The sequence below is a fragment of the Klebsiella sp. 18074 genome, assembly GCF_902705905.1.
GTDB lineage: Bacteria > Pseudomonadota > Gammaproteobacteria > Enterobacterales > Enterobacteriaceae > Klebsiella > Klebsiella terrigena.
On record NZ_CACSIS010000016.1, the window covers coordinates 91,856 to 115,086 of the forward strand.

The window sequence follows — 23,231 nt, forward strand, 5'->3', positions numbered from 1 at the left end:
TCACCGCGGCATCCAGTACCATAGCGCCCTTTCCACTCCTGGACCCAATCTTGATCCCTCTCCAGCTTATTCGGAGATGATCAACTATTGCCTGCAATTTAAGAACTAAAGAGCCGAACACATATGCCTTTTACACTTGGTCAACGCTGGATTAGCGACACAGAGAGCGAACTGGGATTAGGGACGGTCGTAGCGCTGGATGCGCGCATGGTTACCCTTCTTTTCCCCGCCATCGGCGAAAATCGTCTGTACGCACGCAGCGACTCCCCGATCACCCGCGTGATGTTTAATCCGGGCGACACCATCACCAGCCACGAAGGCTGGCAGCTCCAGGTTGACGAAGTTAATGAAGAGAACGGCCTGCTGGCCTATACCGGTACCCGTTTGGATACCGAAGAAGCCAACGTGGTCCTGCGTGAAGTGCTGCTCGACAGCAAGCTGGTTTTCAGCAAGCCGCAGGATCGCCTGTTCGCCGGGCAGATCGACCGTATGGACCGCTTTGCGCTGCGCTACCGCGCGCGTAAATATCAGAGTGAGCAGTACCGGATGCCGTGGAGCGGCCTGCGCGGCCAGCGCACCAGCCTGATCCCGCACCAGCTGCACATCGCCCACGACGTTGGCCGTCGCCACGCCCCGCGCGTGCTGCTGGCGGATGAAGTCGGGCTCGGTAAAACCATCGAAGCCGGGATGATCCTGCATCAGCAGCTGCTTGCCGGCGCCGCCGAGCGCGTGCTGATCGTCGTCCCGGAAACCCTGCAGCACCAGTGGCTGGTCGAAATGCTGCGCCGCTTCAACCTGCGCTTCTCGCTGTTTGACGATGAGCGCTATGCCGAAGCGCAGCACGATGCTTACAACCCGTTTGAAACCGAGCAGCTGGTTATCTGCTCGCTGGATTTTGTTCGCCGCAGCAAGCATCGCCTTGAGCACCTATGCGACGCCGAATGGGACCTGATGATCGTCGATGAGGCGCACCATCTGGTGTGGAGCGAAGAGGCGCCAAGCCGTGAATATCAGGCGATTGAACAGCTGGCAGAGCGCGTGCCGGGGATACTGCTGCTGACCGCCACGCCGGAGCAGCTGGGAATGGAGAGCCATTTCGCTCGCCTGCGCCTGCTGGATCCAAATCGTTTCCACGACTTCGCCCAGTTCGTTGAAGAGCAGCAGAACTACCGCCCGGTCGCCGACGCCGTTGCCCTGCTGCTGGCAGGCAACAGGCTGAGCGATGCCGATCTGAACATGCTCGGCGAGCTGATCGGCGAGCAGGATATCGAGCCGCTGCTGCAGACCGCCAACAGCGATCGCGATGGAGCCCAGTCCGCGCGTCAGGAGCTGGTCTCCATGCTCATGGACCGCCACGGCACCAGCCGCGTTCTGTTCCGTAACACCCGTAACGGCGTGAAAGGCTTCCCGAAACGCGAGCTGCACACCATTCGCCTGCCGCTGCCGATGCAATACCAGACGGCCATCAAGGTTTCCGGCATTATGGGCGCGCGTAAAACCGCCGAAGAGCGCGCACGCGATATGCTCTATCCGGAGCAGATCTATCAAGAGTTTGAAGGCGATAGCGGAACCTGGTGGAACTTCGACCCACGCGTCGAGTGGCTGATGGGCCACCTGACCAGCCACCGTTCGCAGAAGGTGCTGGTGATCTGCGCGAAAGCCACCACCGCGCTGCAGCTGGAGCAGGTGCTGCGCGAGCGTGAAGGTATTCGCGCCGCGGTCTTCCACGAAGGCATGTCGATCATCGAACGCGACCGCGCCGCCGCGTGGTTTGCCGAAGAGGACACCGGCGCGCAGGTGCTGCTGTGTTCTGAAATTGGCTCCGAAGGCCGCAACTTCCAGTTCGCCAGCAACCTGGTGATGTTCGATCTGCCGTTTAACCCGGATCTGCTGGAGCAGCGTATTGGCCGTCTGGACCGTATCGGCCAGGCGCACGATATTCAGATCCACGTACCGTACCTGGAAAGAACCGCCCAGTCGGTGCTGGTCCGCTGGTATCACGAAGGCCTTGATGCCTTCGAGCACACCTGCCCGACCGGCCGTACCGTTTACGATAGCGTCCATGACCAGCTGATTAACTATCTTGCCGCGCCGGAAACCACCGACGGCTTCGACGAGCTGATTAAATCCTGCCGCCAGCAGCACGACGCGCTGAAAGCGCAGCTGGAGCAGGGCCGCGACCGCCTGCTGGAGATCCACTCTAACGGCGGCGAAGGGGCACTGGCGCTCGCCGAAAGCATTGAAGAGCAGGATGACGACACCAGCCTGATCGCCTTTGCCATGAACCTGTTTGATATCGTCGGCGTCAACCAGGACGATCGCGGCGAGAACCTGATCGTGTTGACCCCGTCCGATCATATGCTGGTTCCGGACTTCCCGGGCCTGCCGGAAGACGGCTGCACCATCACCTTTGAGCGCGACGTCGCGCTCTCCCGCGAAGACGCGCAGTTCGTCACCTGGGAGCATCCGCTGATTATCAACGGTCTGGACCTGATCCTCTCCGGCGATACCGGCAGCAGCACCATCTCGCTGCTGAAGAACAAGGCGCTGCCGGTCGGCACTCTGCTGCTCGAGCTGATTTACGTCGTCGAAGCGCAGGCGCCGAAGCAGCTGCAGCTTAATCGCTTCCTGCCGGCCACGCCGGTGCGCATGCTGCTGGATAAGAACGGCAACAACCTCGCCGGCCAGGTGGAGTTTGAGAGCTTCAACCGCCAGCTGAGCGCCGTTAACCGCCATACCGGCAGCAAGCTGGTCAACGCGGTACAGCAGGACGTTCACGCGATCCTCCAGCTCGGCGAAGCGCAGGTCGCAAAAGCCGCTCAGGCGCTGATCGACGCGGCGCGGGATGAGGCTAACGACAAGCTGTCGGCGGAGCTGTCGCGTCTGGAAGCGCTTAAAGCGGTGAACCCGAACATCCGCGATGACGAACTGTCGGCCATTGAGAGCAACCGTCAGCAGGTGATGGATGCGCTGGCCCAGGCCGGCTGGCGTCTCGATGCGCTGCGCTTAATCGTCGTCACTCACCAGTAACGGAACGCGAATATGGCGATGGAAAACTACAATCCGCCGCAGGATCCCTGGCTGGTCATCCTCTATCAGGATGAGCACATTATGGTGGTCAACAAGCCGAGCGGCCTGTTGTCCGTGCCGGGGCGCCTGGAGGAGCATAAAGACAGCGTGATGACGCGCGTGCAGCGCGACTTTCCGCAGGCCGAGTCGGTTCACCGGCTGGATATGGCCACCAGCGGCGTGATTGTGGTGGCGCTGACCAAAGCGGCAGAGCGCGAGCTGAAGCGTCAGTTTCGCGAGCGTGAGCCGAAGAAGCAGTACGTCGCCCGCGTGTGGGGTCACCCGCAGAAAGCAGAAGGTCTGGTGGATTTGCCGCTGATTTGCGACTGGCCGAACCGGCCTAAGCAGAAGGTGTGCTACGAAACCGGCAAAGCGGCGCAAACCGAGTATGAGGTGCTGGAGTACGCGGACGATAACAGCGCCCGCGTGCGCCTGAAGCCGATTACCGGGCGCTCGCACCAGCTGCGCGTGCATATGCTGGCCCTCGGTCATCCGATTCTCGGCGACCGCTTTTATGCGACGCCGGAAGCGCTGGCCATGGCGCCGCGTCTGCTGCTGCACGCCGAAACGCTGACCATCACCCACCCATCGTTCGGTAACGCGATGACGTTTCGCGCCCCCGTCGATTTCTAATCGTTCAGAACTGTCCCGGGTCGTGCCGCTAGCGGCTCACCCGGGCTATCCCATCGCTTATTCAGCAAACGAGAAGTTCGCGTTAATCGCGGGCAAACCACGCATCAATCATCTTCTCGACGCGAGCGACAACCAGCCCGGTATCATGACGACGACTGCGGGCGCAGGCGTGCGCGGGTTCTTCACACAGCAGGCAGCGGCGTTGATTTTCACCCATTGATTGACGACCAACCAGGCCATTTTTCGGGCAAATCACGTCGATATCCCACAGGCGCCCCAGCGGATGAGTCTGTTCCAGCTCCGAGCAAAACGCTTTGATTTCACTGGCGGCGTGATCAACACACCACAGCGCTTCCGGGCCGGTCGGCAGCCACAATACCTGGCGATCGAGCGTTTGCCAGCGATGTTTCCACAGCATCTGATCGCAGGCCTGCAGCGCCATACCCATCATATTACGGTAGCGAATGCTGTCTTTCACCGCGCCCGGCGTCACCAGGGTCAGCGAAATCACCGGCTGCTGATAATGGGCTAACAAGTCGGCCTGGCGAGCCGCACGCTGCTCTTTCGCCGCCAGCAGCGCTTCCATGCTTACGCCCTCACGGGCGAGAGTATCCACTGACATTTGTTCCTCTCCTCACTTAATAAAAGACAGCGATCGAGCTGTCGTCGCAATAGCGAATAATGGCGCTGATTGTATCGCTAAACGATCCCTGTTTTGGAGACGGGGCGCAGAAATTTTCTGCGCCATTTAGCACGAAAAAGCAGACTTAACTGTTACAAAAAAGTTAAATCAGGCTAAAAAGTGACTGAGGAATAGCAGACCCAATGAAACATTAATCGCACCGCCAATTCTTGTTGCGATCTGCGCGAACGGCATCAGGTTCATGCGGTTGCCGGAAGTCAGAATCGCCACGTCGCCGGTGCCGCCCTGACCGCTCTGGCAGCAGGAGACAATCGCCACATCAATCGGATGCATACCGATTTTTTTACCGACGAAGAACCCGGTCGCCACCAGCGCCGATACGGTGCTGATAATCACCAGCAGATTGGTGATAGTGAAGGCGTTAACCAGCTCCTGCCACGGCGTAATCGCGACGCCAACGGCAAACAGAATCGGATAGGTCACCGCGGTGCGGAAGAACTTATACACCACCTGGGAGCCCTCCTGCAGGCGCGGCGATACGCCGTTAGCCAGCTTCAGCAGCACCGCCAGGAACAGCATCCCCACCGGCGCCGGCAGGCCAATCATCTTTTGCCCCAGCATCCCCAGCATATAGAGCAGCACCGCCAGCAGCGCCCCGGACGCCAGCGTCGCCACGTCCGTTTTGCCGTCAGCGCTTTCGCCGCCGACGCTTTCATGATGCGTTTCGTTGCTGCGGTTCGGCATCAGCTGGCCTTCGCCGGTCAGATGCGGGAAGCGCTTGCCCAGCTGATTCAGGCTGCCGGAGATGACAATCGCCGTCAGGCTGCCCAGCATGACCATCGGCAGGATGCGGCCCAGCGCAACGCCCTGGTCCATATGCATCAGCGCGGCGTAGCCAATCGACAGCGGTATCGCCCCTTCCCCTACGCCGCCGGCCATAATCGGCAGGACGATAAAGAAGAAGACCTGGAACGGCTCCAGGCCCAGTGCGGTCCCGACGCCAACGCCAACCAGCATGCCAACAACTTCACCGCACAGCATCGGGAAGAAAATGCGCAGGAACCCCTGAATCAGCGTGGTGCGGTTCATGCTCATAATGCTGCCGACGATAATGCAGCAGATGTAGAGATAGAGAATATTGGTCGACTTGTAGAATTTGGTGGTGGATTCAACCACCACGTCCGGCAGCAGGCCGTAATGAACCAGCGCCGAGGGAATAAAGGTCGCGCAGATTGCCGCCGCGCCGAGCTTACCGAGAACCGGCAGGCGCTTGCCAAACTCGCCGCAGGCAAAGCCAAAAAAGGCCAGCGTCGCCACCATCACCACAATGTCGCTCGGCAACTTGCCGCCCAGACAGTCCAGGGCAATTAAGCCCCCGGCCAGCAGGAACAGCGGCAGCGGGATAATCCCGACTTTGCGGTTGTCCATAACGTGCCACCAGCGCTGCTTCAGCGTGGCCTTTGGGGTATCGATGGGATCGAGGGTCGCAGAGAATGCATCGTCGGTGGTGCTCATAGGTTTAGCCCTTTAGTTATTATTCATCTTCAGACTAGGGGGGAATAAGCCGACTTAATGTGAGGGTCGCCAGATTAAAAATGAAGTTTTAATGGGCACTATGGTTTTTATGGTTTCTATTACCGGCGTGATATATCTCTGATTTATTAGCGTGGTTTTTATGGTTTTTTGTCGCAGCCCTGGAGATCATTTATAAATAGGCTTCGCGGATCGATTCTGTTCCCTGACCCCGGCGTAAGCGGCCGCTCGTGACTTGCCCGCCTTACTGAGACTCTGTACAAGGCCTATGAAAGTTTCCTTTCAATTTAAGCTGTTTATTTCCCTGGTGGCATTTTTCTCGATCCTCTTTGCCCTGCTGGGCGTTTATTACTATTTCGATGCCAGCCATCAGCTTTATCAGGAAATGAGCACCCGCGCCAAAATACAGGCCGAAGAGATCGCCCTGATGCCTAATTTACGCCAGCAGGTTGCCCGCAAGGACCCGCAGGCGATAAACGCCTTTATGCAGGAAATCGCCGCCCACAGCGACGCCAGCTTTATTGTTGTTGGCGACGCGCGGGGCCTGCATCTGTTCCACTCCGTGCACCCGGAGTGGGTCGGCACCCGGCTGGTTGGCGGCGATAATCAGGCGGTGCTGGAAGGGAAAACCATTACCACCATCCGCAAAGGCGGGCTCGGGATTTCTCTGCGCAGCAAGGCGCCGGTGCGTGACGACGCGGGCCGGGTGGTGGGAATCGTTTCCGTCGGCTATCTGACCAGCTACCTCGACAGCATCACGCTGCAAAAAGTCATCAATATCTTCGTCGCCGCCGTGCTGCTGCTGGTTGCGCTGTTTATCTTCTCCTGGTACTTCACCCGCAGCATCAAGAAGCAGATCTTCTCCCTGGAGCCGCAGGAAATCGGCCTGCTGGTACGCCAACAAAAGGCGATGATGGAATCGATCTATGAAGGGGTTATCGTTATCGACCACACCCGCCGCATCAAGGTCATTAACCACGCCGCCCGCAGCCTGCTCGGCCTGACCCAGCCCGCGCACCGACTGCGCGGGCAGTCGATCGATAGCGTCATCGTGCCGCAGCCGTTTTTCGCCAGCGGCGAGATGCTGGAAAACGACACGCACGACGAGCTATGCCGCTTCAACCAGCTCACCGTCCTCGCCAGCCGGGTACGCATTATGCTGGAAAACTCGCTGCAGGGCTGGGTGATCACCTTCCGCGACCGGGACGAAATCAACTCCCTTAGCGCCCAGCTCAGCCAGGTGAAACGCTATGTCGATAACCTGCGTATCATGCGCCATGAGCAGCTGAACCGCATGACGACGCTTTCCGGCCTGCTGCACATGGGCCACTACGACGAGGCCATTCGCTATATTCAGGCGCAGTCGGAGCATGCCCAGGAGCTGCTGGACTTTATTTCATCCCGCTTTAGCTCGCCGACGCTCTGCGGCCTGCTGCTGGGTAAGGCCGCCCGGGCGCGGGAGAAAGGCGTCGAGCTGAGCTTCGATCCCGCCTGCCACATCGACCGGCCGCTGCCGTCGTTAATCGAATCAGAGCTCATCTCGATTATCGGAAACCTGCTGGATAACGCCATCGAAGCCACCCAGCGCGCCGACCTGCCGCACGAGCCGGTAGAGGTGCTGATTCAGCTCAACGCCCGGGAGCTGATGATTGAAGTGGCCGATCGCGGCGTCGGCATCCGCCCGGAGATCCGCGAGCGAATTTTCGAACGCGGCGTCACCACTAAAACCCGTGGCGATCACGGCATCGGCCTGTATCTTATTGAACACTATGTCACTCAGGCTGGCGGCACCATTGAGGTTGCCGATAACTCGCCGCGCGGGGCCATCTTTACGCTGTTTATTCCCGCCGACGGTCCGGCCCACCCGCCACAAGGGGCACACTATGCATCATGACCTGGTCGATGTACTGATCGTCGAAGATGAGAGCGAGCTGGCGCGGCTGCACGCCGAGCTGATTCAAAAACACCCGCGTATGCGGCTGGCGGGCATGGCCGCCTCGCTCACCCAGGCGCGGCAGATGCTCAACGCCAGCCCGCCGCAGCTGGTGCTGCTCGACAACTATTTACCCGACGGTAAGGGGGTGACGCTGATGACCGACCCGCTGCTGGCAAGCGCCAACTGCTCGGTTATCTTTATTACCGCCGCCAGCGACATGGAAACCTGCAGCCTGGCCATTCGCAACGGGGCCTTCGACTACATCCTGAAGCCGGTCTCCTGGAAACGGCTGAGCCAGTCTCTCGAGCGCTTCGTTCAGTTTTACGACCAGCAGCGGGAGTGGAAGATTGTCGATCAGCAAAACGTCGATTCTCTGTACCAGCTGCAGGCGAAAAACTTTCGCGCCGACAGCGGCAGCAAGGGGATTGAGGAAAAAACGCTGGCGCTGGTGCAGAACCTATTTAGCGGGCGGGAAGCGCACTGCTTTTCGGTCGATGAGGTGGTGAGCGACGCCGGCCTGAGTAAAACGACCGCCCGCCGCTATCTGGAGCACTGCGTGGAAACGGGCTTTCTGGAGGTGGAAATGCTGTACGGTAAAATTGGCCATCCGCGGCGGATGTACCGCCGCGCCAGGAGCCCGTCCTGAAACCTCTCCCCGGCGGGAGAGGTCGGCAAATCAGAAGCCGCGCTGCTCTTTGACCAGCTCCCAGGCCTTCTGAATATCCTGGGCCTTCTGCTTCGCCATCTCCATCATTTCCGGCGGCAGGCCCTTCGCCACCAGCTTATCCGGATGGTGCTCGCTCATCAGCTTGCGGTAGGCGCGCTTGACGGTTGCCGCGTCGTCGGTCGGCTTCACGCCCAGCACGTTGCAGGCGTCCTCAAGGGTCGGCCCGCGCTGCGCCTGCTGCCAGCCGGCCTGACCGCGGCCCTGGCTGGAGGAGTGCTGCTGCGAGCCGCCGCCAAACTGGGCTCCGCCCTGCATCATGCGCAGGAACTGCTCAAACTGGGCGCGAGAGATCCCCAGCTCGTCGGCGATGACGAACAGAACTTCACGTTCATTAGGGTGTAATTCGCCGTCGGCGAAGGCCGCCTGCAGCTGAATTTCCAGAAACATCCTAATCAAATCAAAACGGCCGAAACAGACGCTGCGCAGCTGACGCATTTTCTCGCGCAGTGGGTAATCATCAGATTTCCCTACGCGAAACGCCTGCTGTGCCGCAGTGCGCGACTCGCCGTGTAGATTCATGCGATCCATCAGGATGCTGGCGACGTGAATATCGGCTTCGGTCACGCGACCTTTCGATTTGGTCAGATGGCCCATCACCTCAAAGGTGGTGGAAAAGAATAGCGACTGCCGCTCCTGCTGGTTAGCAAAAACGTTAATCCGCCGACGGCGCGCGCGATCGAATATATGGCCGACTAATAAGCCCAGCACCACGCCCCAGAAGCCCGCGCCCATCATCAGCGCAACCGCAACCCCAATTATTTTTCCCAAATACTGCATAGACTCCCCAAACTTTATGCCGCCAGTTAAGCTATATATGACCGCACGTTACAAAGCACTGACGCTTCGGTCAATTGTGGGACATAGCCTATAATTTGCTTTATCATACTCGTCATTCTACACGGTGCCTAACGCTCGGGATTGAAACGGGCAGGATTAACACTAGCGCGATGAAGATGAGTACGTTAGGCTCTGACCGTTTGCAAGCCGCTGCCACAAGATGACGGAACAACAAATACAACGTATGAAAAAACGTATTCCCAGCCTCCTGGCCACCATGATTGCCAGCGCCTTGTATAGCCAACAGGGCCTCGCTGCCGATCTCGCCACGCAGTGTATGCTTGGCGTCCCAAGCTATAATCGTCCCCTCGTTGAAGGTAAAACTAACGAGCTGCCGGTGACGATCGATGCCGATCATGCGAAGGGCAACTATCCGGATAATGCCACATTCACCGGTAACGTCGATATTAATCAGGGGAATAGCCGTCTTCAGGCGGATGAGGTTCAGCTTCATCAGCAGCAGGCAGCGGGCCAGCCTCAGCCCGTGCGCACGGTCGATGCACTGGGCAACGTTCACTATGACGATAATCAGGTGATCCTGAAAGGCCCGAAAGGCTGGTCAAACCTGAACACCAAAGATACCAATATCTGGGAAGGTGACTACCAGATGGTCGGCCGTCAGGGCCGCGGCAAGGCCGATCTGATGAAGCAGCGCGGTGAAAACCGCTACACCATTCTGGAAAACGGCAGCTTTACCTCCTGTCTGCCGGGTTCTGACACCTGGAGCGTCGTCGGAAGCGAAGTTATCCACGACCGCGAAGAGCAGGTGGCGGAGATCTGGAACGCGCGCTTTAAGCTTGGCTCAGTGCCTATTTTCTACAGCCCTTACCTGCAGCTGCCGGTCGGGGATAAGCGTCGTTCCGGCTTCCTGATCCCTAACGCCAAATACAGCACCAAAAATGGCGTGGAGTTCTCGCTTCCTTACTACTGGAATATCGCGCCTAACTTCGACGCTACCCTGACGCCGCACTATATGAACAAGCGTGGCGGCGTGATGTGGGAAAACGAATTTCGCTATCTGACCAAAGCCGGCACGGGCCTGTTCGAGTTTGACTACCTGCCGTCCGATAAGATCTACCAGGACGATCACTCCAGCGACAGCAACAGCCGCCGCTGGTTGTTCTACTGGAACCACTCCGGGGTCATCGACCAGGTATGGCGCCTTAACGCCGACTACACCAAGGTCAGCGATCCGGACTACTTTAACGATTTCAGCTCGAAATACGGTTCCAGTACCGACGGCTACGCCACGCAGAAATTCAGCGCCGGCTACGTCAACCAGAACTTCGACGCCACCGTGTCGACCAAACAGTTCCAGGTCTTTAACCGCGATTCGAGCAATTCCTATGCCGCTCAGCCGCAGCTGGACGTTAACTACTACCAGAACGACGTCGGCCCGTTTGATACCCATCTTTATGGTCAGGCGGTGCACTTCGTTAATACTAACGGCAACATGCCGGAAGCGACCCGCGTCCACTTTGAACCGACGATCAATCTGCCGCTGTCTAACGGCTGGGGTAGCATCAATACCGAAGCCAAGATGCTGGCGACCCACTACCAGCAGAGCAACCTCGACGACTACAACGCGGCGAACAATGCGGACTACAAAGAGTCCGTTAACCGCGTGATGCCGCAGTTCAAAATCGACGGCAAAATGGTCTTCGAGCGCGATATGCAGGAGAGCTTTACCCAGACTCTGGAACCGCGCGTGCAGTACCTGTACATCCCGTATCGCGACCAGAGCCACATCGGTTCTTACGACTCCACCCTGCTGCAATCGGACTACAGCGGCCTGTTCCGCGACCGCTCCTACAGCGGCCTGGACCGTATTGCATCCGCAAACCAGGTCACCACCGGCATCACGTCTCGCGTATATGATGCAGCCGCCGTTGAACGTTTTAATATTTCCGTTGGTCAAATCTATTATTTCACCGAGTCACGTACCGGTGATGACAACATCAACTGGGAGAATAACGACACAAGGGGTTCACTGGTTTGGGCCGGAGATACTTACTGGCGCATCGCCGATGACTGGGGTTTACGCGGGGGAATTCAGTACGATACGCGTCTGGATAACGTCGCAACCGGTAACGGCACCGTTGAATACCGTCGCGACGAAAACCGCTTAGTCCAACTTAACTATCGTTACGCCAGCCCGGAATACATTCAGGCCACGCTGCCTTCGTATTCAACCGCTGAGCAGTACAAAAACGGTATTTCTCAGGTGGGTATGACCGCCAGCTGGCCGGTAGTCGATCGCTGGTCCGTCGTCGGCGCATACTACTTTGATACCCATACCAAAAAGAGCGCCAACCAGATGTTAGGGGTGCAGTATAACTCCTGCTGCTACGCGATTCGTCTCGGCTATGAACGTAAGATCAACGGCTGGGATAACAACGGCAACGGCGAGAGCAAATACGATAACACCTTTGGCATCAACATTGAGCTACGCGGCCTGAGCTCCAACTACGGTCTCGGCACCCAGCAGATGCTGCGTTCGAACATTTTACCGTACCAGAACTCCCTGTGATGTGGCTGGTTTAAAACGTAATCCGCATTTGCGGTTAATTGAAATGGAAAAAGTATGAAGAACTGGAAAACGCTGCTTCTCGGTATCGCCATGATCGCGAATACCAGTTTCGCTGCCCCACAGGTTGTCGATAAAGTAGCGGCAGTCGTCAATAATGGCGTTGTTCTTGAAAGCGACGTCAATGGCCTGATGCAATCGGTTAAGCTTAACGCCGGCCAGGCCGGCCAGCAGCTGCCGGATGATGCCACCCTACGTCATCAGATCCTCGAAAGACTGATTATGGACCAGATTGTTTTGCAGATGGGCCAGAAGATGGGCGTGAAAATCTCTGACGACCAGGTCGATCAGGCGATTGCCAACATTGCGAAGCAGAACAACATGAGCATGGATCAGATGCGCAGCCGTCTGGCCTATGACGGTCTGAACTACGCCACCTACCGTAATCAGATCCGCAAAGAGATGCTGATTTCAGAAGTGCGTAATAATGAAGTGCGTCGCCGTATTACCGTGCTGCCGCAGGAAGTTGAATCTCTGGCAAAACAGATTGGCGATCAGAACGATGCCAGCACCGAGCTGAACCTGAGCCACATCCTGGTTCCGCTGTCGGAAAACCCAACCTCTGACCAGGTTGCTGCCGCGCAGGAGCAGGCGAACTCTATCGTTGAGCAGGCGCGCAGCGGCGCGGACTTCGGCAAGCTGGCGATCAGCTACTCTGCCGACCAGCAGGCGCTGAAAGGCGGCCAGATGGGCTGGGGTCGTATTCAGGAGCTGCCGGGGATCTTCGCCCAGGCGCTGAGCACCGCGAAGAAAGGCGACATCGTCGGCCCGATCCGCTCCGGCGTTGGCTTCCATATCCTGAAAATCAACGATATGCGCGGCGAAAGCAAGAATATCTCCGTGACCGAAGTCCACGCTCGCCACATTCTGCTGAAGTCGTCGCCGATCATGAACGATGCCCAGGCGAAGGCCAAGCTGGAGCAGATTGCAGCGGACATTAAGAGCGGGAAAACCACCTTCGCTAAAGCAGCGAAAGAGTTTTCTGAAGATCCGGGCTCTGCTAACCAGGGCGGCGATTTGGGCTGGGCAACCACCGATATCTTCGACCCGGCGTTCCGCGATGCGCTGATGCACATGAGCAAAGGCCAGACCAGCGCTCCGGTGCACTCCTCCTTCGGCTGGCACCTGATCGAGCTGCTGGACACCCGCCAGGTTGACAGAACCGACGCGGCGCAGAAAGATCGCGCCTACCGGATGCTGATGAACCGTAAGTTCTCGGAAGAAGCGGCGACCTGGATGCAGGAACAGCGCGCCAGCGCTTACGTAAAAGTTCTGAGTAACTAATTCACCGCCCGATACGCCAGACGTTCCACGCGTATCGGGCGGCAAGCGCATAGCGCCCCCAGGCCCACCGATGAGCCCGCGGGGCGAAGCCGCTGACCCTAACGTTGCCTGCGACGGCCCAAAACGGGCGAGGCTCATGGATGAACCGCCAACGGCGTAGCCAACCAGGAAATAGCCTGAAGGATGAAGTGTATGAATCGTGTTGTCATCACTCCCGGGGAACCTGCCGGGATTGGCCCTGACCTCGTCGCGCAGCTTGCGCAGCGCGACTGGCCGGTTGAACTGGTGGTTTGCGCCGATGGCGCACTGTTATCTGACCGAGCCCAACGGCTCGGTCTTCCTTTATTGCTTCAGCCCTACGACCCGTCCCGCCCCGCCGCCCCACAGCGCGCCGGCACCCTGACCCTGCTTCCCGTCACGCTGAACGCCCCGGTAACGCCCGGCTTGCTGGACGTGCGCAACGGCAGCTACGTGGTGGAAACCCTGGCGCGCGCCTGCGACGGCTGCCTGAACGGCGAGTTTGCGGCATTAATTACCGGGCCGGTCCATAAAGGCAATATCAACGACGCCGGGATCGCCTTCACCGGGCATACCGAGTTCTTCGAAGAGCGGGCGCAGGCCAGTAAAGTGGTGATGATGCTGGCAACGGAGGAGCTTCGCGTCGCGCTGGCGACCACGCATCTGCCGCTGAAAGCGATCAGTGACGCCATTACTCCCGACCTGCTGCGTGAAGTCATCACTATCCTTGACCACGATCTGCGGCACAAGTTTGGTATTGCCCATCCGCACGTGCTGGTCTGCGGTCTGAACCCGCACGCGGGAGAAGGCGGCCACATGGGCACGGAAGAGATCGACACCATCATTCCGGTGCTGGAAGAGATGCGCGCCCTGGGGATGAATCTCAGCGGACCGCTGCCGGCTGATACCCTTTTTCAGCCTAAATATCTCGACCATGCCGATGCGGTGCTCGCGATGTACCACGATCAGGGTCTTCCCGTGCTAAAATACCAGGGTTTCGGCCGTGGCGTGAACATTACGCTCGGTTTACCCTTTATTCGAACCTCCGTTGACCACGGTACCGCGCTGGAACTGGCGGGCCTGGGGAAAGCGGATGTCGGCAGTTTTATCACGGCGCTTAATCTCGCCATTAAAATGATTGTTAATACGCAATGAATAATCGAGTCCATCAGGGCCACTTAGCCCGTAAACGCTTCGGGCAAAACTTTCTCAACGATCGGTTTGTGATCGACAGTATTGTCTCGGCCATTAATCCACAGAAAGGCCAGGCGATTGTCGAAATCGGCCCGGGCCTGGCCGCGCTGACCGAGCCGGTTGGCGAACGTCTGGACGAGCTCACCGTTATCGAGCTGGACCGCGACCTGGCCGCCCGCCTGAAAACGCACCCGTTCTTAGGGCCAAAGCTGACCATTTATCAGCAGGATGCCATGACCATGAACTTCGGCGAGCTGTCGCAGAACATGGGTCAGCCGCTGCGCGTGTTCGGCAACCTGCCTTACAACATCTCCACGCCGCTGATGTTCCACCTGTTCAGCTATACTGATGCCATTGCCGACATGCACTTTATGCTGCAAAAAGAGGTCGTCAATCGCCTGGTTGCCGGTCCGAACAGCAAGGCGTATGGTCGACTGAGCGTCATGGCGCAGTATTACTGCCAGATAATCCCGGTGCTTGAAGTCCCGCCGACCGCCTTTACGCCGCCGCCTAAAGTCGATTCCGCCGTGGTGCGCCTGGTGCCCTATCGCACGCTGCCGCATCCGGTCAAAGAGGTTCGCGTACTGAGCCGAATCACCACCGAAGCGTTCAACCAGCGCCGGAAAACGATTCGCAATAGCCTCGGCAATCTGTTCAGCGTTGAAGTGCTGACCGAGCTGGGCATCGACCCGACTAAACGTGCAGAGAATATTTCCGTGGCACAGTATTGTCAGCTAGCTAACTGGTTAACTGAAAACGCGCCCACCAAGGAGAGCTAACCATGATTAATTCGCCCCGAGTTTGTGTACAGGTACAGAGCGTCTATATCGAATCGCAGTCTTCTCCGGAAAACGATCGTTACGTCTTCGCTTATACCGTCACCATCCGCAACCTGGGGCGGAGTCAGGTTCAGCTACTTGGCCGCTACTGGCTTATCACCAACGGTCACGGTCGTGAGACTGAGGTTCAGGGTGAAGGGGTTGTCGGCGAGCAGCCGCATATTCCCGCTGGCGGGGAGTTTCAATACACCAGCGGCGCGGTTATTGAAACGCCGCTGGGCACCATGCAGGGACATTACGCTATGATCGACGTGAACGGTGCGCCGTTCTCCGTCGACATCCCTGTTTTCCGTCTCGCAGTACCAACGCTCATTCACTAAAACCATGTCTACATACCTTATTGGCGACGTTCACGGTTGCTACGATGAACTGATCGCATTATTAAAGCAGGTTGCGTTTACTCCCGGCAGGGATACGCTGTGGCTCACCGGCGATTTAGTCGCCCGCGGCCCGGGCTCGCTGGAGGTTTTACGCTACGTAAAATCCCTGGGCGACAGCGTGCGCATTGTCCTCGGCAATCACGATCTCCATCTGCTGGCGGTCTTCGCCGGCATTAGCCGCAACAAGCCGAAAGATCGCCTCAAGTCGCTGCTGGAAGCGCCGGATGCCGATGAGCTTCTCAACTGGCTTCGCCGCCAGCCGCTGATGCAGATTGATGAAGAGAAAAAGCTGGTGATGGCCCACGCCGGCATCACGCCGCAGTGGGATCTGCCAACGGCGCTGCAGTGCGCACGCGACGTTGAAGCGGTGCTCTCCAGCGACTCCTATCCGTTCTTCCTCGACGCCATGTATGGCGACATGCCCAACAACTGGAGCAGCGAGCTGAGCGGCCTTGCGCGACTGCGTTTTATCTCCAACGCCTTTACCCGCATGCGCTACTGCTTCCCGAACGGGCAGCTGGATATGTATGCCAAAGAAGCGCCGGAGGACGCCCCGGCGCCCCTAAAGCCGTGGTTTGCCATCCCCGGACCAGTAGCGAACGAGTACAGCATTGCCTTTGGCCACTGGGCTTCGCTGGAAGGGCGCGGGACGCCTGACGGCATTTATGCCCTGGATACCGGATGCTGCTGGGGGGGAGATCTCACCTGCCTGCGCTGGGAAGACAAGACGTACTTCACCCAGCCGTCGAACCGGCAGAAGGATCTGCATGAGGGTGAGGCGGTCGCCTCCTGAGAAAGATCCCGGATAGCTGCGCGCTATCCGGGTAATCTGAGAAGCCCTGTTCCCGGAAGCTCGGCGCTACCGGGGACGGACTTAGCGACGTTCGAGAACTTCGAAACAGTAGCTGTGCGAGTTCTGCGCGTCGGCGTCGTGGAATTCGCTGAATACCGACTCCCACTGGTCCGGATCGTAATCCGGGAAGTGGGTATCGCCTTCCACTTCAGCATCAATATGCGTCAAATAGAGCTTATGGGCTTTCGGCAGGAACTGCTCGTACACGCGGCCGCCGCCGATCACCATCATCTCTTCAACGTCGCCGCAGGCGGCAATCGCTTCATCAACCGATTTAACCCACTGCACGCGATCGTCACTCCCGGGCTGGCTGCTGATGACGATATTTTTACGGCCAGGCAGCGGACGACCGATAGATTCCCAGGTCAGACGACCCATAATCACCGGCTTGTTTAACGTATTACGTTTAAACCAGGCGAGATCGGCAGGCAGGTTCCATGGCATGGCGTTTTCCATACCAATGACGCGATCCACCGCTAACGCCGCAATCAGACTGATCATTGAATATTTCCCAAATACAAAAAATTGCCGCCACTATACGGAAAGCATAATACTTCGTCGACTGGACGGAGGGTAAAGAATACGAAAATTTTCGGATTTGCTGGCGAGCCCACGTCAGCCTCGTGAGCCGCCAGATTAGAACGACGCGCGATACCTTAAGCTGAAGGTTTATTCTCCGGCTCATCGGCGATATCACCCGTGTGTCTGCCCTCTTCCGTACCCTGCCAGCCGTGGCGCTGGACCAGCGACAGATGGGTGCGGTCTTCGTTGATGATGCCGGTCAGCATATCGCTGGTGCGCTTAAAGACCGCCACGCGGGAAGCCGAATCGTTTTCCGCCATCTCCACCATCTCTTCCACCATTTTGATATTGAAGCGGCGGAACAGGTCGGCGCGCTCGCGCGCCTCGTAGGCGCCCAGGCCGAGGGCCTCCAGCGCCATGCGCCCGGATTTCAGCGCCGCCTCGAAGGTTTCACGCTCGGGCGCCTCGACCCCGGCCTGGCGCAGCTGAATATAGTGATCGATATCGCGGGCCCGCGAGATAATTTGCAGATGCGGGAAGTGCTCTTTCGCCAGCTCAACCAGCTGCAGGCTAGCCTGCGGATCGTCGATGGCGTTGATCAGCACTTCCGCTTTTGCCGCTCCCGCCGACTCCAGCAGATCGGCCCGCGTCGCGTCGCCGTAGAACACCTTCATATCAAATTTGCGCAGCGTCTCAACGTGGTCAGGATCGTGGTCGAGGATGACCATCTTCACGCCGCCGGAGAGTAGCACGCGGCCGGCAATCTGCCCGTAGCGGCCAAAGCCGGCGACAATCACCCGCGGCTGCTCCTCATCAATCTCATCGGCCTCGCGCTCCTGCCCGGAGGATGATTTTTCCAGCCAGGTCAGCAGCACCAGTAGAATCGGCGTCGCCGCCATCGACAGCGCCACCGCCAGGGTCAGCGCCTTGGCCCACTCGCTATCCAGCACCTCGGCCATTTGCGCGGCGCCGAATACCACGAAGGCAAACTCGCTCCCCTGCCCCAGCAGCACCGCAAACCAGCGGCGCTGGGCGCGCGGTACGCCGAGAGGTTTCGCAATCAGCCACAGCATGACGCCTTTAATAACCAGGAAGCCGACCAGCAGAATCAAAATGCGCAGGGGATGACTCACCAGGGTGCCAAAATCTACCGACATCCCGACGCCAATAAAGAACAGCCCCAGCAGCAGGCCTTTGAACGGTTCAATATCGCTTTCCAGCGCGTGACGGTACTCAGAGCTGGCCAGCAGTACGCCGGCCAGGAAGGCGCCCATCGCCATCGATAGCCCGACCTCCTCCAGCAGCAGCCCAAAACCAAAGACCAGGAACAGAGCTACGGCGCTGAATACCTCCCGCAGGCCGGAGCGGGCAACGAAGCGCAGCACCGGTCGGGTCAGGTAGCGACCCAGCACCACCACCAGCGCCAGCGCGCCCGCCACCTTCAGCGCCGACAGGCCGAACGCCCACAGCGTGGTTGAGCCGCCGCTGCTGGCGAGCAGCGGGATCATCGCCACCAGCGGGATGGCCGCGATATCCTGAAACAGCAGCACCGCAAAGGCGCTACGCCCCATTTGCGAAACCGTCAGGTTACGTTCATTCATGGCCTGCATCGCGATCGCCGTAGACGACAGCGCCAGCGTCATGCCGATAAGCGCTGCCACCTGCCAGCGCATTCCCAGCAGCATGCAGAACAGGCCAATCAGCGCCCCGCAAACCACCATCTGCAGCGCCCCGCCGCCAAATACCGAGGCCCGCAGCTTCCACAGGCGCTGTGGGTCAAGCTCGAGGCCGATAACGAACAGCATCAGCACCACGCCGATTTCGGCGAAGTGGAGGATCGTCTCGGCGTCGGTCACCAGCTTCAGGCCCCACGGGCCGATAATACAGCCGGCGATCAAATACCCCAGCACCGAGCCGAGGCCAAGACGGACGGCAATCGGTACGATAAGCGCGGCGGATCCGAGATAGATCAGCGCCTGTATCAGCGTATGGCTATCCATTGTGCGCCTCCTGCCATTCGATTAAGCGTTGTCGATAGTGGCGCGCCTGCGCCTGGAGGGTTTCATCGTCGCAGATAAACGTGCAGTGCATCGCAAACGGCGGCAGCCACTTCATCCCGCAATACAGGCCGGTGGCCTGCAGCGGCTGGGCCAGCACGTCAAAACCGGGGAAGGAGCCAATATCGAAGTGGCTTTCGCCGCCGCCGGTGGTGACTGCCCACATCAGCGATTTACCGCGCAGCGCGATGCCGTTATGACCGTAGGCCCAGCCGTGCGACAGCACCTTATCCATCCACAGCTTCAGCAGCGGCGGGACGCTGTACCACTGTAAGGGGTGCTGCCAGATAACCAGATCCGCGCGGGCCAGCGCCGCCTGTTCGGCGGCGACGTCGATATTAAAATCGGGGTAAAGTTGATAAAGAGAGCGTATTTCTACGCCGTCCAGCGTCCCTGCCTGCTCAAGCATCCGCTTATTCGCATGCGAGTGATGCGGATAGGGATGGGCATAAATTATCAGAATCATTGATTAGCCTGCGTTAACTCTTGTTGTAATCTGCAAGAGTGTAGTCAGTTAATTGAAGCGCTTACAATGATAACTGTGATTTATGTCGCCTTAGCTTACGCGTTCCGTGGCTGCTTGCTGACGCTGACCTTGGGCCCGCTGACCGCAAGGTCGCAGCGCTTCGGCAGCAGGAAGGTCATGGTTCCGGCAATGAGTAACGATCCGGCAAGCGCGCAGACCGCCACGTTTTGCCCGTAGAGATAGATCATCACGCCCACCAGGTAGGGGCCGCAGAAGCCGCCGAGATTTCCGAGACCGTTAATCACCCCGCGCGCGCTGCCGGCCACTTCCGCTGAGGCAATCCGCCCCGGCATCGACCAGAACGGACTGGTGGCCGATTTAAGGAAGAAGCCGCAGATAACCAGCGCAATATAGGCGGCGACCACGTGGTCGCGCAGCACCACCGACGCCACCAGCGCAGCGGCAAAGCTGTAGAGCGAGAAGCGAACCCACAGCCGGCGCTTGCCGCTGCGATCGCTAAACAGTGAAATCACGTAGATCCCGGCGAGGGTGGCGACGAACGGCAGCACCGCCAGCAGGCCAACGCTGGCCATGTTACCGCCGGTCAGCCCTTTAAGAATGGTCGGCAGCCACAGAGTGTAGCCGTAATCGCCGGTCTGGTAGAAGAAGTTGAGGATCACCAGCTTCATCAGTCCGGAATTGCGGAACACGTCTTTTACCGGCGCGTTGCTCACCGCATCTTCCGCCAGCTTCGCCGCCCGCTCGGCAGCGAGGGTGGTGACCAGATAGTCGCGCTCCTTCTCCGGCAGCCAGCGGGCCTCTTCCGGGCGGTCGCTAATCATGAACCACCACACCGCCAGCACCACCAGCGACAGCAGCCCTTCGATAATAAACAGCCAGCGCCAGTCGAACGCGGCAATAATGGCGCCGGAGACCGGAGCGGTCAGCATGCCGCCCAGCGGAGCAAACATCATGACGAAGGCGTTGGCCCGGCCCAGCTCTTTTTCCGGGAACCAGTTGCTGACCATCGTCAGGACCACCGGCAGCATCCCGCCCTCGGAAACGCCGAGAATAAAGCGCAGAACCAGCAGCTGATATTCGTGGGTCACAAAACCGGTCGCCACCGACACGATCGCCCAGGCCACCAGCGACCAGGCAATAAAACGTTTTCCGCTGCCGTTAACCGCAATCCGCCCACCGGGTATTTGCAGGAATAAATAGCCAATAAAAAATATACCGCTGGCAACGCCGGCCATCTGGCTGGTAATACCTAAATCCTCTTCCATGCCGCCGGGCAAAGCAAAACTAATATTAACCCGATCCATAAACGAAATAATACAGGCGATCAACACCGGCGTAATAATACGCAGCCAGCGGGTGCTGGGAATTTTATCATTCATATTTCGCACTCTCTATGCAGAGGTTATCGTTGTCATTTAAGAACCTGTCCCACCAGGTTCTTATTGGCGCTGGGTACAAAAATAAGAGCGCTAATTAATTAATAGCGTTAGGCAGCGGCTTGCCGGAAAAATAAGCGGCGACGTTAGCAAAAACCACATCGCTCATTTTCTGTCGGGTTTCATGGGTTGCGCTGGCCACGTGCGGTTGCAGGACCACGTTGTCTAGCGCAATCAGCTCGGCGGGAACCCGCGGTTCATCCTCAAAGACGTCGAGAGCGGCCCCGGCGATAACACCATCCTGTAACGCCTGAATCAGCGCCTTCTCATCGACCAGCGATCCCCGGGCGATGTTGATAAGCCACGCCCGTTTCGGCATCACGTTAAAGACCGAGGCATCGATAATCCCGCGGTTGGCTTCACCGCCGGAGGCGGCGATCACCAAAAAGTCGCTTTCATGGGCCAGGGTATGCAGGTCGGCGCACCACTGATAATCGAGTCCGGCAACCTGCTTACGGTCGGTATAGAGCACCTGCATATCAAAACCGCGAGCGCGGCGGGCAATGGCCTGGCCGATATTGCCCATCCCCAGAATGCCGATACGCTTGCCGCTGACCTGAGTTGCCAGCGGCAGGCCGCCGTTCAGCCAGCGGCCTTCACGCACAAAACGGTCGCCCTGACAGAGCTGGCGCGAGCCGGCCAGCAGCAGCCCCATCGCCAGATCGGCGACATCGTTGGTCAGCACGCCGGAGGTAATGGAGACGGCAATCTGCCGGGAGCGGGCGAACTCTAAATCCACCGCGTCGGTGCCGACGCCGAAGATAGCGATCAGGCCAACGTGCGGCAGCAGCTCAAGCACCCCATTCTGCACGCCGACGTCCCCGCGGGTCACCACGGCCGCCACGTTCTCCCCCTGCTCGCGCAAAAAGGCGATCGGATCGTCCTGTTCGTACAGGCGCAACAGCGGGAACTCGACGGCCAGCTGCTCCTGTAAGGTCTCAATAACGGGGGCCACTAAAAGGACGGCTCGGGTAATAGCACTATTCATCGGATCACCTGTTTGAAGTTTCATAACGACTGTAGCCACTATCAAACGGTTTTTTGTCGCGGCGTTTTGCGATCTACATCACGCTGAATCGTGTTAAAAATAGCTGTTACACCGTCCGTGATCGATAAGACAAAACCCGCGGATTGCGGGCCTGGAGCGGATCGTACGTTAACTTTCTGCTAACACGGCGCCATCGCCGCGCCGGGGACGCTATATGGTCTCCCCCATCGACAGGCGATAGTGCAGATCGACCTTTTCAATCGTCGGCAGCCCTTTGATTTTTTTAATTAATATCTCGGTTGCGACCTTGCCCATTTCAAAGCGCGGCGTCAGGACGCTCGCCAGACGCGGGGAGATAATCTGGCCGATTTCCAGGCCATGAAAACCGGCTATCGCCAGCTCTTCAGGCACGTTGATACCTGATGCCAGGCACTCTTGTAACACGCCAACCGCCAGATCGTCATTGGTGCACAGAATGCCGTCCATGCGGGCATACATCTGGCGCGCCAGGGTCATCATCCCGGTACCGATCGATACCGACGACACCTTGTTCGGCGCGATGCGCCCCACCGTCAGCCCGGCATTTTCCATCGCCTGGCAGTAGCCGGCGTAGCGCTGCTCGTCGCGCACGTCGGACATCGCGCCAAAATAGACGATCTGCCGTTTGCCGCTCGCCAGCAGCATATTGGTCATATCGAAACCGGCCTTGAAGTTGTCAAAGCCCACGTTGATACGCCCCGGGTTGTCCGTCAGACCCATCACTTCCGCAACGGGAATTTTCGCCGCATTCAGGTACTTATCGGCTCGCAGGGTGTGAACTGATTCGGTCAGCAGCAGGCCCTTGACGTTAAAGGCCAGCACGGCGGCTATCTGCTCCTCTTCGCGCTGGCGGTCATAATCATAGTTCACCACCAGCGTCTGATAGCCGTGCGCGGCGGTAACCGACTCAATACCGGCCAGCAGGTCGGCAAAGATTTGGTTATGAAAGGAGGGGATCAGTACACCAATGCGCGGCACAACGACGCCGATCATCGCCGGGTTGTCGGGGTCGGGCTCGTAGCCAATTTCCGCAATCACGCTGGCGATGCGCTCTGCCGTCTCCGGTTTAACTTTATCCGGCGTACGTAAATAGCGGCTGACGGTCATTTTGGTTACGCCAGCCAGCGCTGCGATATCATTGAGCGTTATGCGTTGTGCTTTCATCTACC

19 protein-coding genes are annotated in these 23,231 nt (G+C 58.5%); 10 read left to right on the forward strand and 9 right to left on the reverse strand.

Features of this window, described 5'->3' with window-relative positions:
- Nucleotides 1-123: 123 nt before the first annotated feature.
- Nucleotides 124-3,030, forward strand: a complete 2,907-nt coding sequence (gene rapA, locus GVK32_RS16865) for an RNA polymerase-associated protein RapA (RefSeq protein ID WP_159869744.1) — start codon at nt 124-126, stop codon at nt 3,028-3,030.
- A gap of 12 nt (nt 3,031-3,042) precedes the next feature.
- Nucleotides 3,043-3,702 (forward strand): bifunctional tRNA pseudouridine(32) synthase/23S rRNA pseudouridine(746) synthase RluA, encoded by a 660-nt coding sequence (gene rluA, locus GVK32_RS16870; protein WP_159869747.1) that lies wholly within the window; start codon nt 3,043-3,045, stop codon nt 3,700-3,702.
- Between the two features lie 82 nt (nt 3,703-3,784).
- Here rluA and citX read toward each other — a convergent pair whose 3' ends face one another.
- Together citX and GVK32_RS16880 are read right to left on the reverse strand one after the other, a co-directional pair.
- A complete protein-coding gene (citX, locus tag GVK32_RS16875; RefSeq protein WP_159869750.1) occupies nt 3,785-4,324 on the reverse strand; it encodes a citrate lyase holo-[acyl-carrier protein] synthase in 540 nt (179 codons plus the stop codon).
- Nucleotides 4,325-4,492: 168 nt separating this feature from the next.
- The gene (locus tag GVK32_RS16880; RefSeq protein ID WP_159869753.1) at nt 4,493-5,860 is read right to left on the reverse strand and encodes a 2-hydroxycarboxylate transporter family protein; all 1,368 of its coding nucleotides are present in this window, start codon (nt 5,858-5,860) and stop codon (nt 4,493-4,495) included.
- A gap of 286 nt (nt 5,861-6,146) precedes the next feature.
- Between GVK32_RS16880 and GVK32_RS16885 the strand changes: the two genes are divergently transcribed.
- Both GVK32_RS16885 and GVK32_RS16890 read left to right on the forward strand, forming a co-directional pair.
- Nucleotides 6,147-7,772 carry a sensor histidine kinase gene (locus tag GVK32_RS16885; protein ID WP_159869756.1) on the forward strand — a complete coding sequence of 542 codons (1,626 nt, stop codon included), beginning with the start codon at nt 6,147-6,149 and terminating at the stop codon, nt 7,770-7,772.
- Nucleotides 7,762-8,460, forward strand: a complete 699-nt coding sequence (locus GVK32_RS16890) for a response regulator (RefSeq protein ID WP_159869759.1) — start codon at nt 7,762-7,764, stop codon at nt 8,458-8,460. The genes GVK32_RS16885 and GVK32_RS16890 overlap by 11 nt, the downstream gene beginning before the upstream one ends.
- Nucleotides 8,461-8,490: 30 nt before the next feature.
- On the opposite strand, the gene djlA is transcribed toward GVK32_RS16890, so the two are convergent.
- Nucleotides 8,491-9,318: a co-chaperone DjlA gene (gene djlA / locus GVK32_RS16895; protein WP_041144015.1), complete on the reverse strand. Its 828-nt coding sequence runs from the start codon at nt 9,316-9,318 to the stop codon at nt 8,491-8,493.
- A 244-nt stretch (nt 9,319-9,562) separates the two neighbouring features.
- On the opposite strand from djlA, the gene lptD reads away from it, so the two are divergent.
- The 6 genes from lptD (at nt 9,563) to apaH (ending at nt 16,473) form a co-directional block, all read left to right on the forward strand.
- Nucleotides 9,563-11,908: an LPS assembly protein LptD gene (lptD, locus tag GVK32_RS16900; protein ID WP_159869762.1), complete on the forward strand. Its 2,346-nt coding sequence runs from the start codon at nt 9,563-9,565 to the stop codon at nt 11,906-11,908.
- Between the two features lie 54 nt (nt 11,909-11,962).
- Nucleotides 11,963-13,249 carry a peptidylprolyl isomerase SurA gene (gene surA / locus GVK32_RS16905; RefSeq protein ID WP_041144013.1) on the forward strand — a complete coding sequence of 429 codons (1,287 nt, stop codon included), beginning with the start codon at nt 11,963-11,965 and terminating at the stop codon, nt 13,247-13,249.
- Nucleotides 13,250-13,432: 183 nt separating this feature from the next.
- Nucleotides 13,433-14,422: a 4-hydroxythreonine-4-phosphate dehydrogenase PdxA gene (pdxA, locus tag GVK32_RS16910; protein WP_200842901.1), complete on the forward strand. Its 990-nt coding sequence runs from the start codon at nt 13,433-13,435 to the stop codon at nt 14,420-14,422.
- Nucleotides 14,419-15,240: a 16S rRNA (adenine(1518)-N(6)/adenine(1519)-N(6))-dimethyltransferase RsmA gene (gene rsmA / locus GVK32_RS16915; protein WP_159869768.1), complete on the forward strand. Its 822-nt coding sequence runs from the start codon at nt 14,419-14,421 to the stop codon at nt 15,238-15,240. The genes pdxA and rsmA overlap by 4 nt, the downstream gene beginning before the upstream one ends.
- Nucleotides 15,241-15,242: 2 nt before the next feature.
- Entirely contained in the window at nt 15,243-15,620 is a 378-nt protein-coding gene (apaG, locus tag GVK32_RS16920; RefSeq protein ID WP_041144010.1) for a Co2+/Mg2+ efflux protein ApaG, read from the forward strand.
- Nucleotides 15,621-15,624: 4 nt separating this feature from the next.
- On the forward strand, nt 15,625-16,473 hold the full coding sequence (gene apaH / locus GVK32_RS16925) for a bis(5'-nucleosyl)-tetraphosphatase (symmetrical) ApaH (protein ID WP_159869771.1): 849 nt from the start codon (nt 15,625-15,627) through the stop codon (nt 16,471-16,473).
- Between the two features lie 81 nt (nt 16,474-16,554).
- On the opposite strand, the gene folA is transcribed toward apaH, so the two are convergent.
- The 6 genes from folA to GVK32_RS16955 all read right to left on the reverse strand — a co-directional run bounded on the left by folA (nt 16,555) and on the right by GVK32_RS16955 (nt 23,226).
- Nucleotides 16,555-17,034 (reverse strand): type 3 dihydrofolate reductase, encoded by a 480-nt coding sequence (gene folA / locus GVK32_RS16930; RefSeq protein WP_095103835.1) that lies wholly within the window; start codon nt 17,032-17,034, stop codon nt 16,555-16,557.
- 155 nt (nt 17,035-17,189) lie between these two features.
- Nucleotides 17,190-19,055 (reverse strand): glutathione-regulated potassium-efflux system protein KefC, encoded by a 1,866-nt coding sequence (gene kefC / locus GVK32_RS16935; RefSeq protein WP_159869774.1) that lies wholly within the window; start codon nt 19,053-19,055, stop codon nt 17,190-17,192.
- Complete coding sequence (gene kefF, locus GVK32_RS16940; RefSeq protein WP_123710141.1) at nt 19,048-19,578, reverse strand: glutathione-regulated potassium-efflux system oxidoreductase KefF; 531 nt, start codon at nt 19,576-19,578, stop codon at nt 19,048-19,050. Before kefF ends, kefC begins: the two co-directional genes overlap by 8 nt.
- Nucleotides 19,579-19,673: 95 nt before the next feature.
- Nucleotides 19,674-20,978, reverse strand: a complete 1,305-nt coding sequence (locus tag GVK32_RS16945; RefSeq protein WP_159869777.1) for an MFS transporter — start codon at nt 20,976-20,978, stop codon at nt 19,674-19,676.
- A 94-nt stretch (nt 20,979-21,072) separates the two neighbouring features.
- Entirely contained in the window at nt 21,073-22,023 is a 951-nt protein-coding gene (locus tag GVK32_RS16950; RefSeq protein WP_159869780.1) for a 2-hydroxyacid dehydrogenase, read from the reverse strand.
- A 210-nt stretch (nt 22,024-22,233) separates the two neighbouring features.
- Nucleotides 22,234-23,226 carry a LacI family DNA-binding transcriptional regulator gene (locus tag GVK32_RS16955; RefSeq protein ID WP_159869783.1) on the reverse strand — a complete coding sequence of 331 codons (993 nt, stop codon included), beginning with the start codon at nt 23,224-23,226 and terminating at the stop codon, nt 22,234-22,236.
- Nucleotides 23,227-23,231: the final 5 nt, after the last annotated feature.

Coding starts and splice junctions, on each gene's coding strand:
- rapA (WP_159869744.1), top strand. CDS start 124: ATGCCTTTTACACTTGGTCAACGCTGGATTAGCGACACAGAGAGCGAA.
- rluA (WP_159869747.1), top strand. CDS start 3,043: ATGGCGATGGAAAACTACAATCCGCCGCAGGATCCCTGGCTGGTCATC.
- citX (WP_159869750.1), bottom strand. CDS start 4,324: ATGTCAGTGGATACTCTCGCCCGTGAGGGCGTAAGCATGGAAGCGCTG.
- GVK32_RS16880 (WP_159869753.1), bottom strand. CDS start 5,860: ATGAGCACCACCGACGATGCATTCTCTGCGACCCTCGATCCCATCGAT.
- GVK32_RS16885 (WP_159869756.1), top strand. CDS start 6,147: ATGAAAGTTTCCTTTCAATTTAAGCTGTTTATTTCCCTGGTGGCATTT.
- GVK32_RS16890 (WP_159869759.1), top strand. CDS start 7,762: ATGCATCATGACCTGGTCGATGTACTGATCGTCGAAGATGAGAGCGAG.
- djlA (WP_041144015.1), bottom strand. CDS start 9,318: ATGCAGTATTTGGGAAAAATAATTGGGGTTGCGGTTGCGCTGATGATG.
- lptD (WP_159869762.1), top strand. CDS start 9,563: ATGAAAAAACGTATTCCCAGCCTCCTGGCCACCATGATTGCCAGCGCC.
- surA (WP_041144013.1), top strand. CDS start 11,963: ATGAAGAACTGGAAAACGCTGCTTCTCGGTATCGCCATGATCGCGAAT.
- pdxA (WP_200842901.1), top strand. CDS start 13,433: ATGAAGTGTATGAATCGTGTTGTCATCACTCCCGGGGAACCTGCCGGG.
- rsmA (WP_159869768.1), top strand. CDS start 14,419: ATGAATAATCGAGTCCATCAGGGCCACTTAGCCCGTAAACGCTTCGGG.
- apaG (WP_041144010.1), top strand. CDS start 15,243: ATGATTAATTCGCCCCGAGTTTGTGTACAGGTACAGAGCGTCTATATC.
- apaH (WP_159869771.1), top strand. CDS start 15,625: ATGTCTACATACCTTATTGGCGACGTTCACGGTTGCTACGATGAACTG.
- folA (WP_095103835.1), bottom strand. CDS start 17,034: ATGATCAGTCTGATTGCGGCGTTAGCGGTGGATCGCGTCATTGGTATG.
- kefC (WP_159869774.1), bottom strand. CDS start 19,055: ATGGATAGCCATACGCTGATACAGGCGCTGATCTATCTCGGATCCGCC.
- kefF (WP_123710141.1), bottom strand. CDS start 19,578: ATGATTCTGATAATTTATGCCCATCCCTATCCGCATCACTCGCATGCG.
- GVK32_RS16945 (WP_159869777.1), bottom strand. CDS start 20,978: ATGAATGATAAAATTCCCAGCACCCGCTGGCTGCGTATTATTACGCCG.
- GVK32_RS16950 (WP_159869780.1), bottom strand. CDS start 22,023: ATGAATAGTGCTATTACCCGAGCCGTCCTTTTAGTGGCCCCCGTTATT.
- GVK32_RS16955 (WP_159869783.1), bottom strand. CDS start 23,226: ATGAAAGCACAACGCATAACGCTCAATGATATCGCAGCGCTGGCTGGC.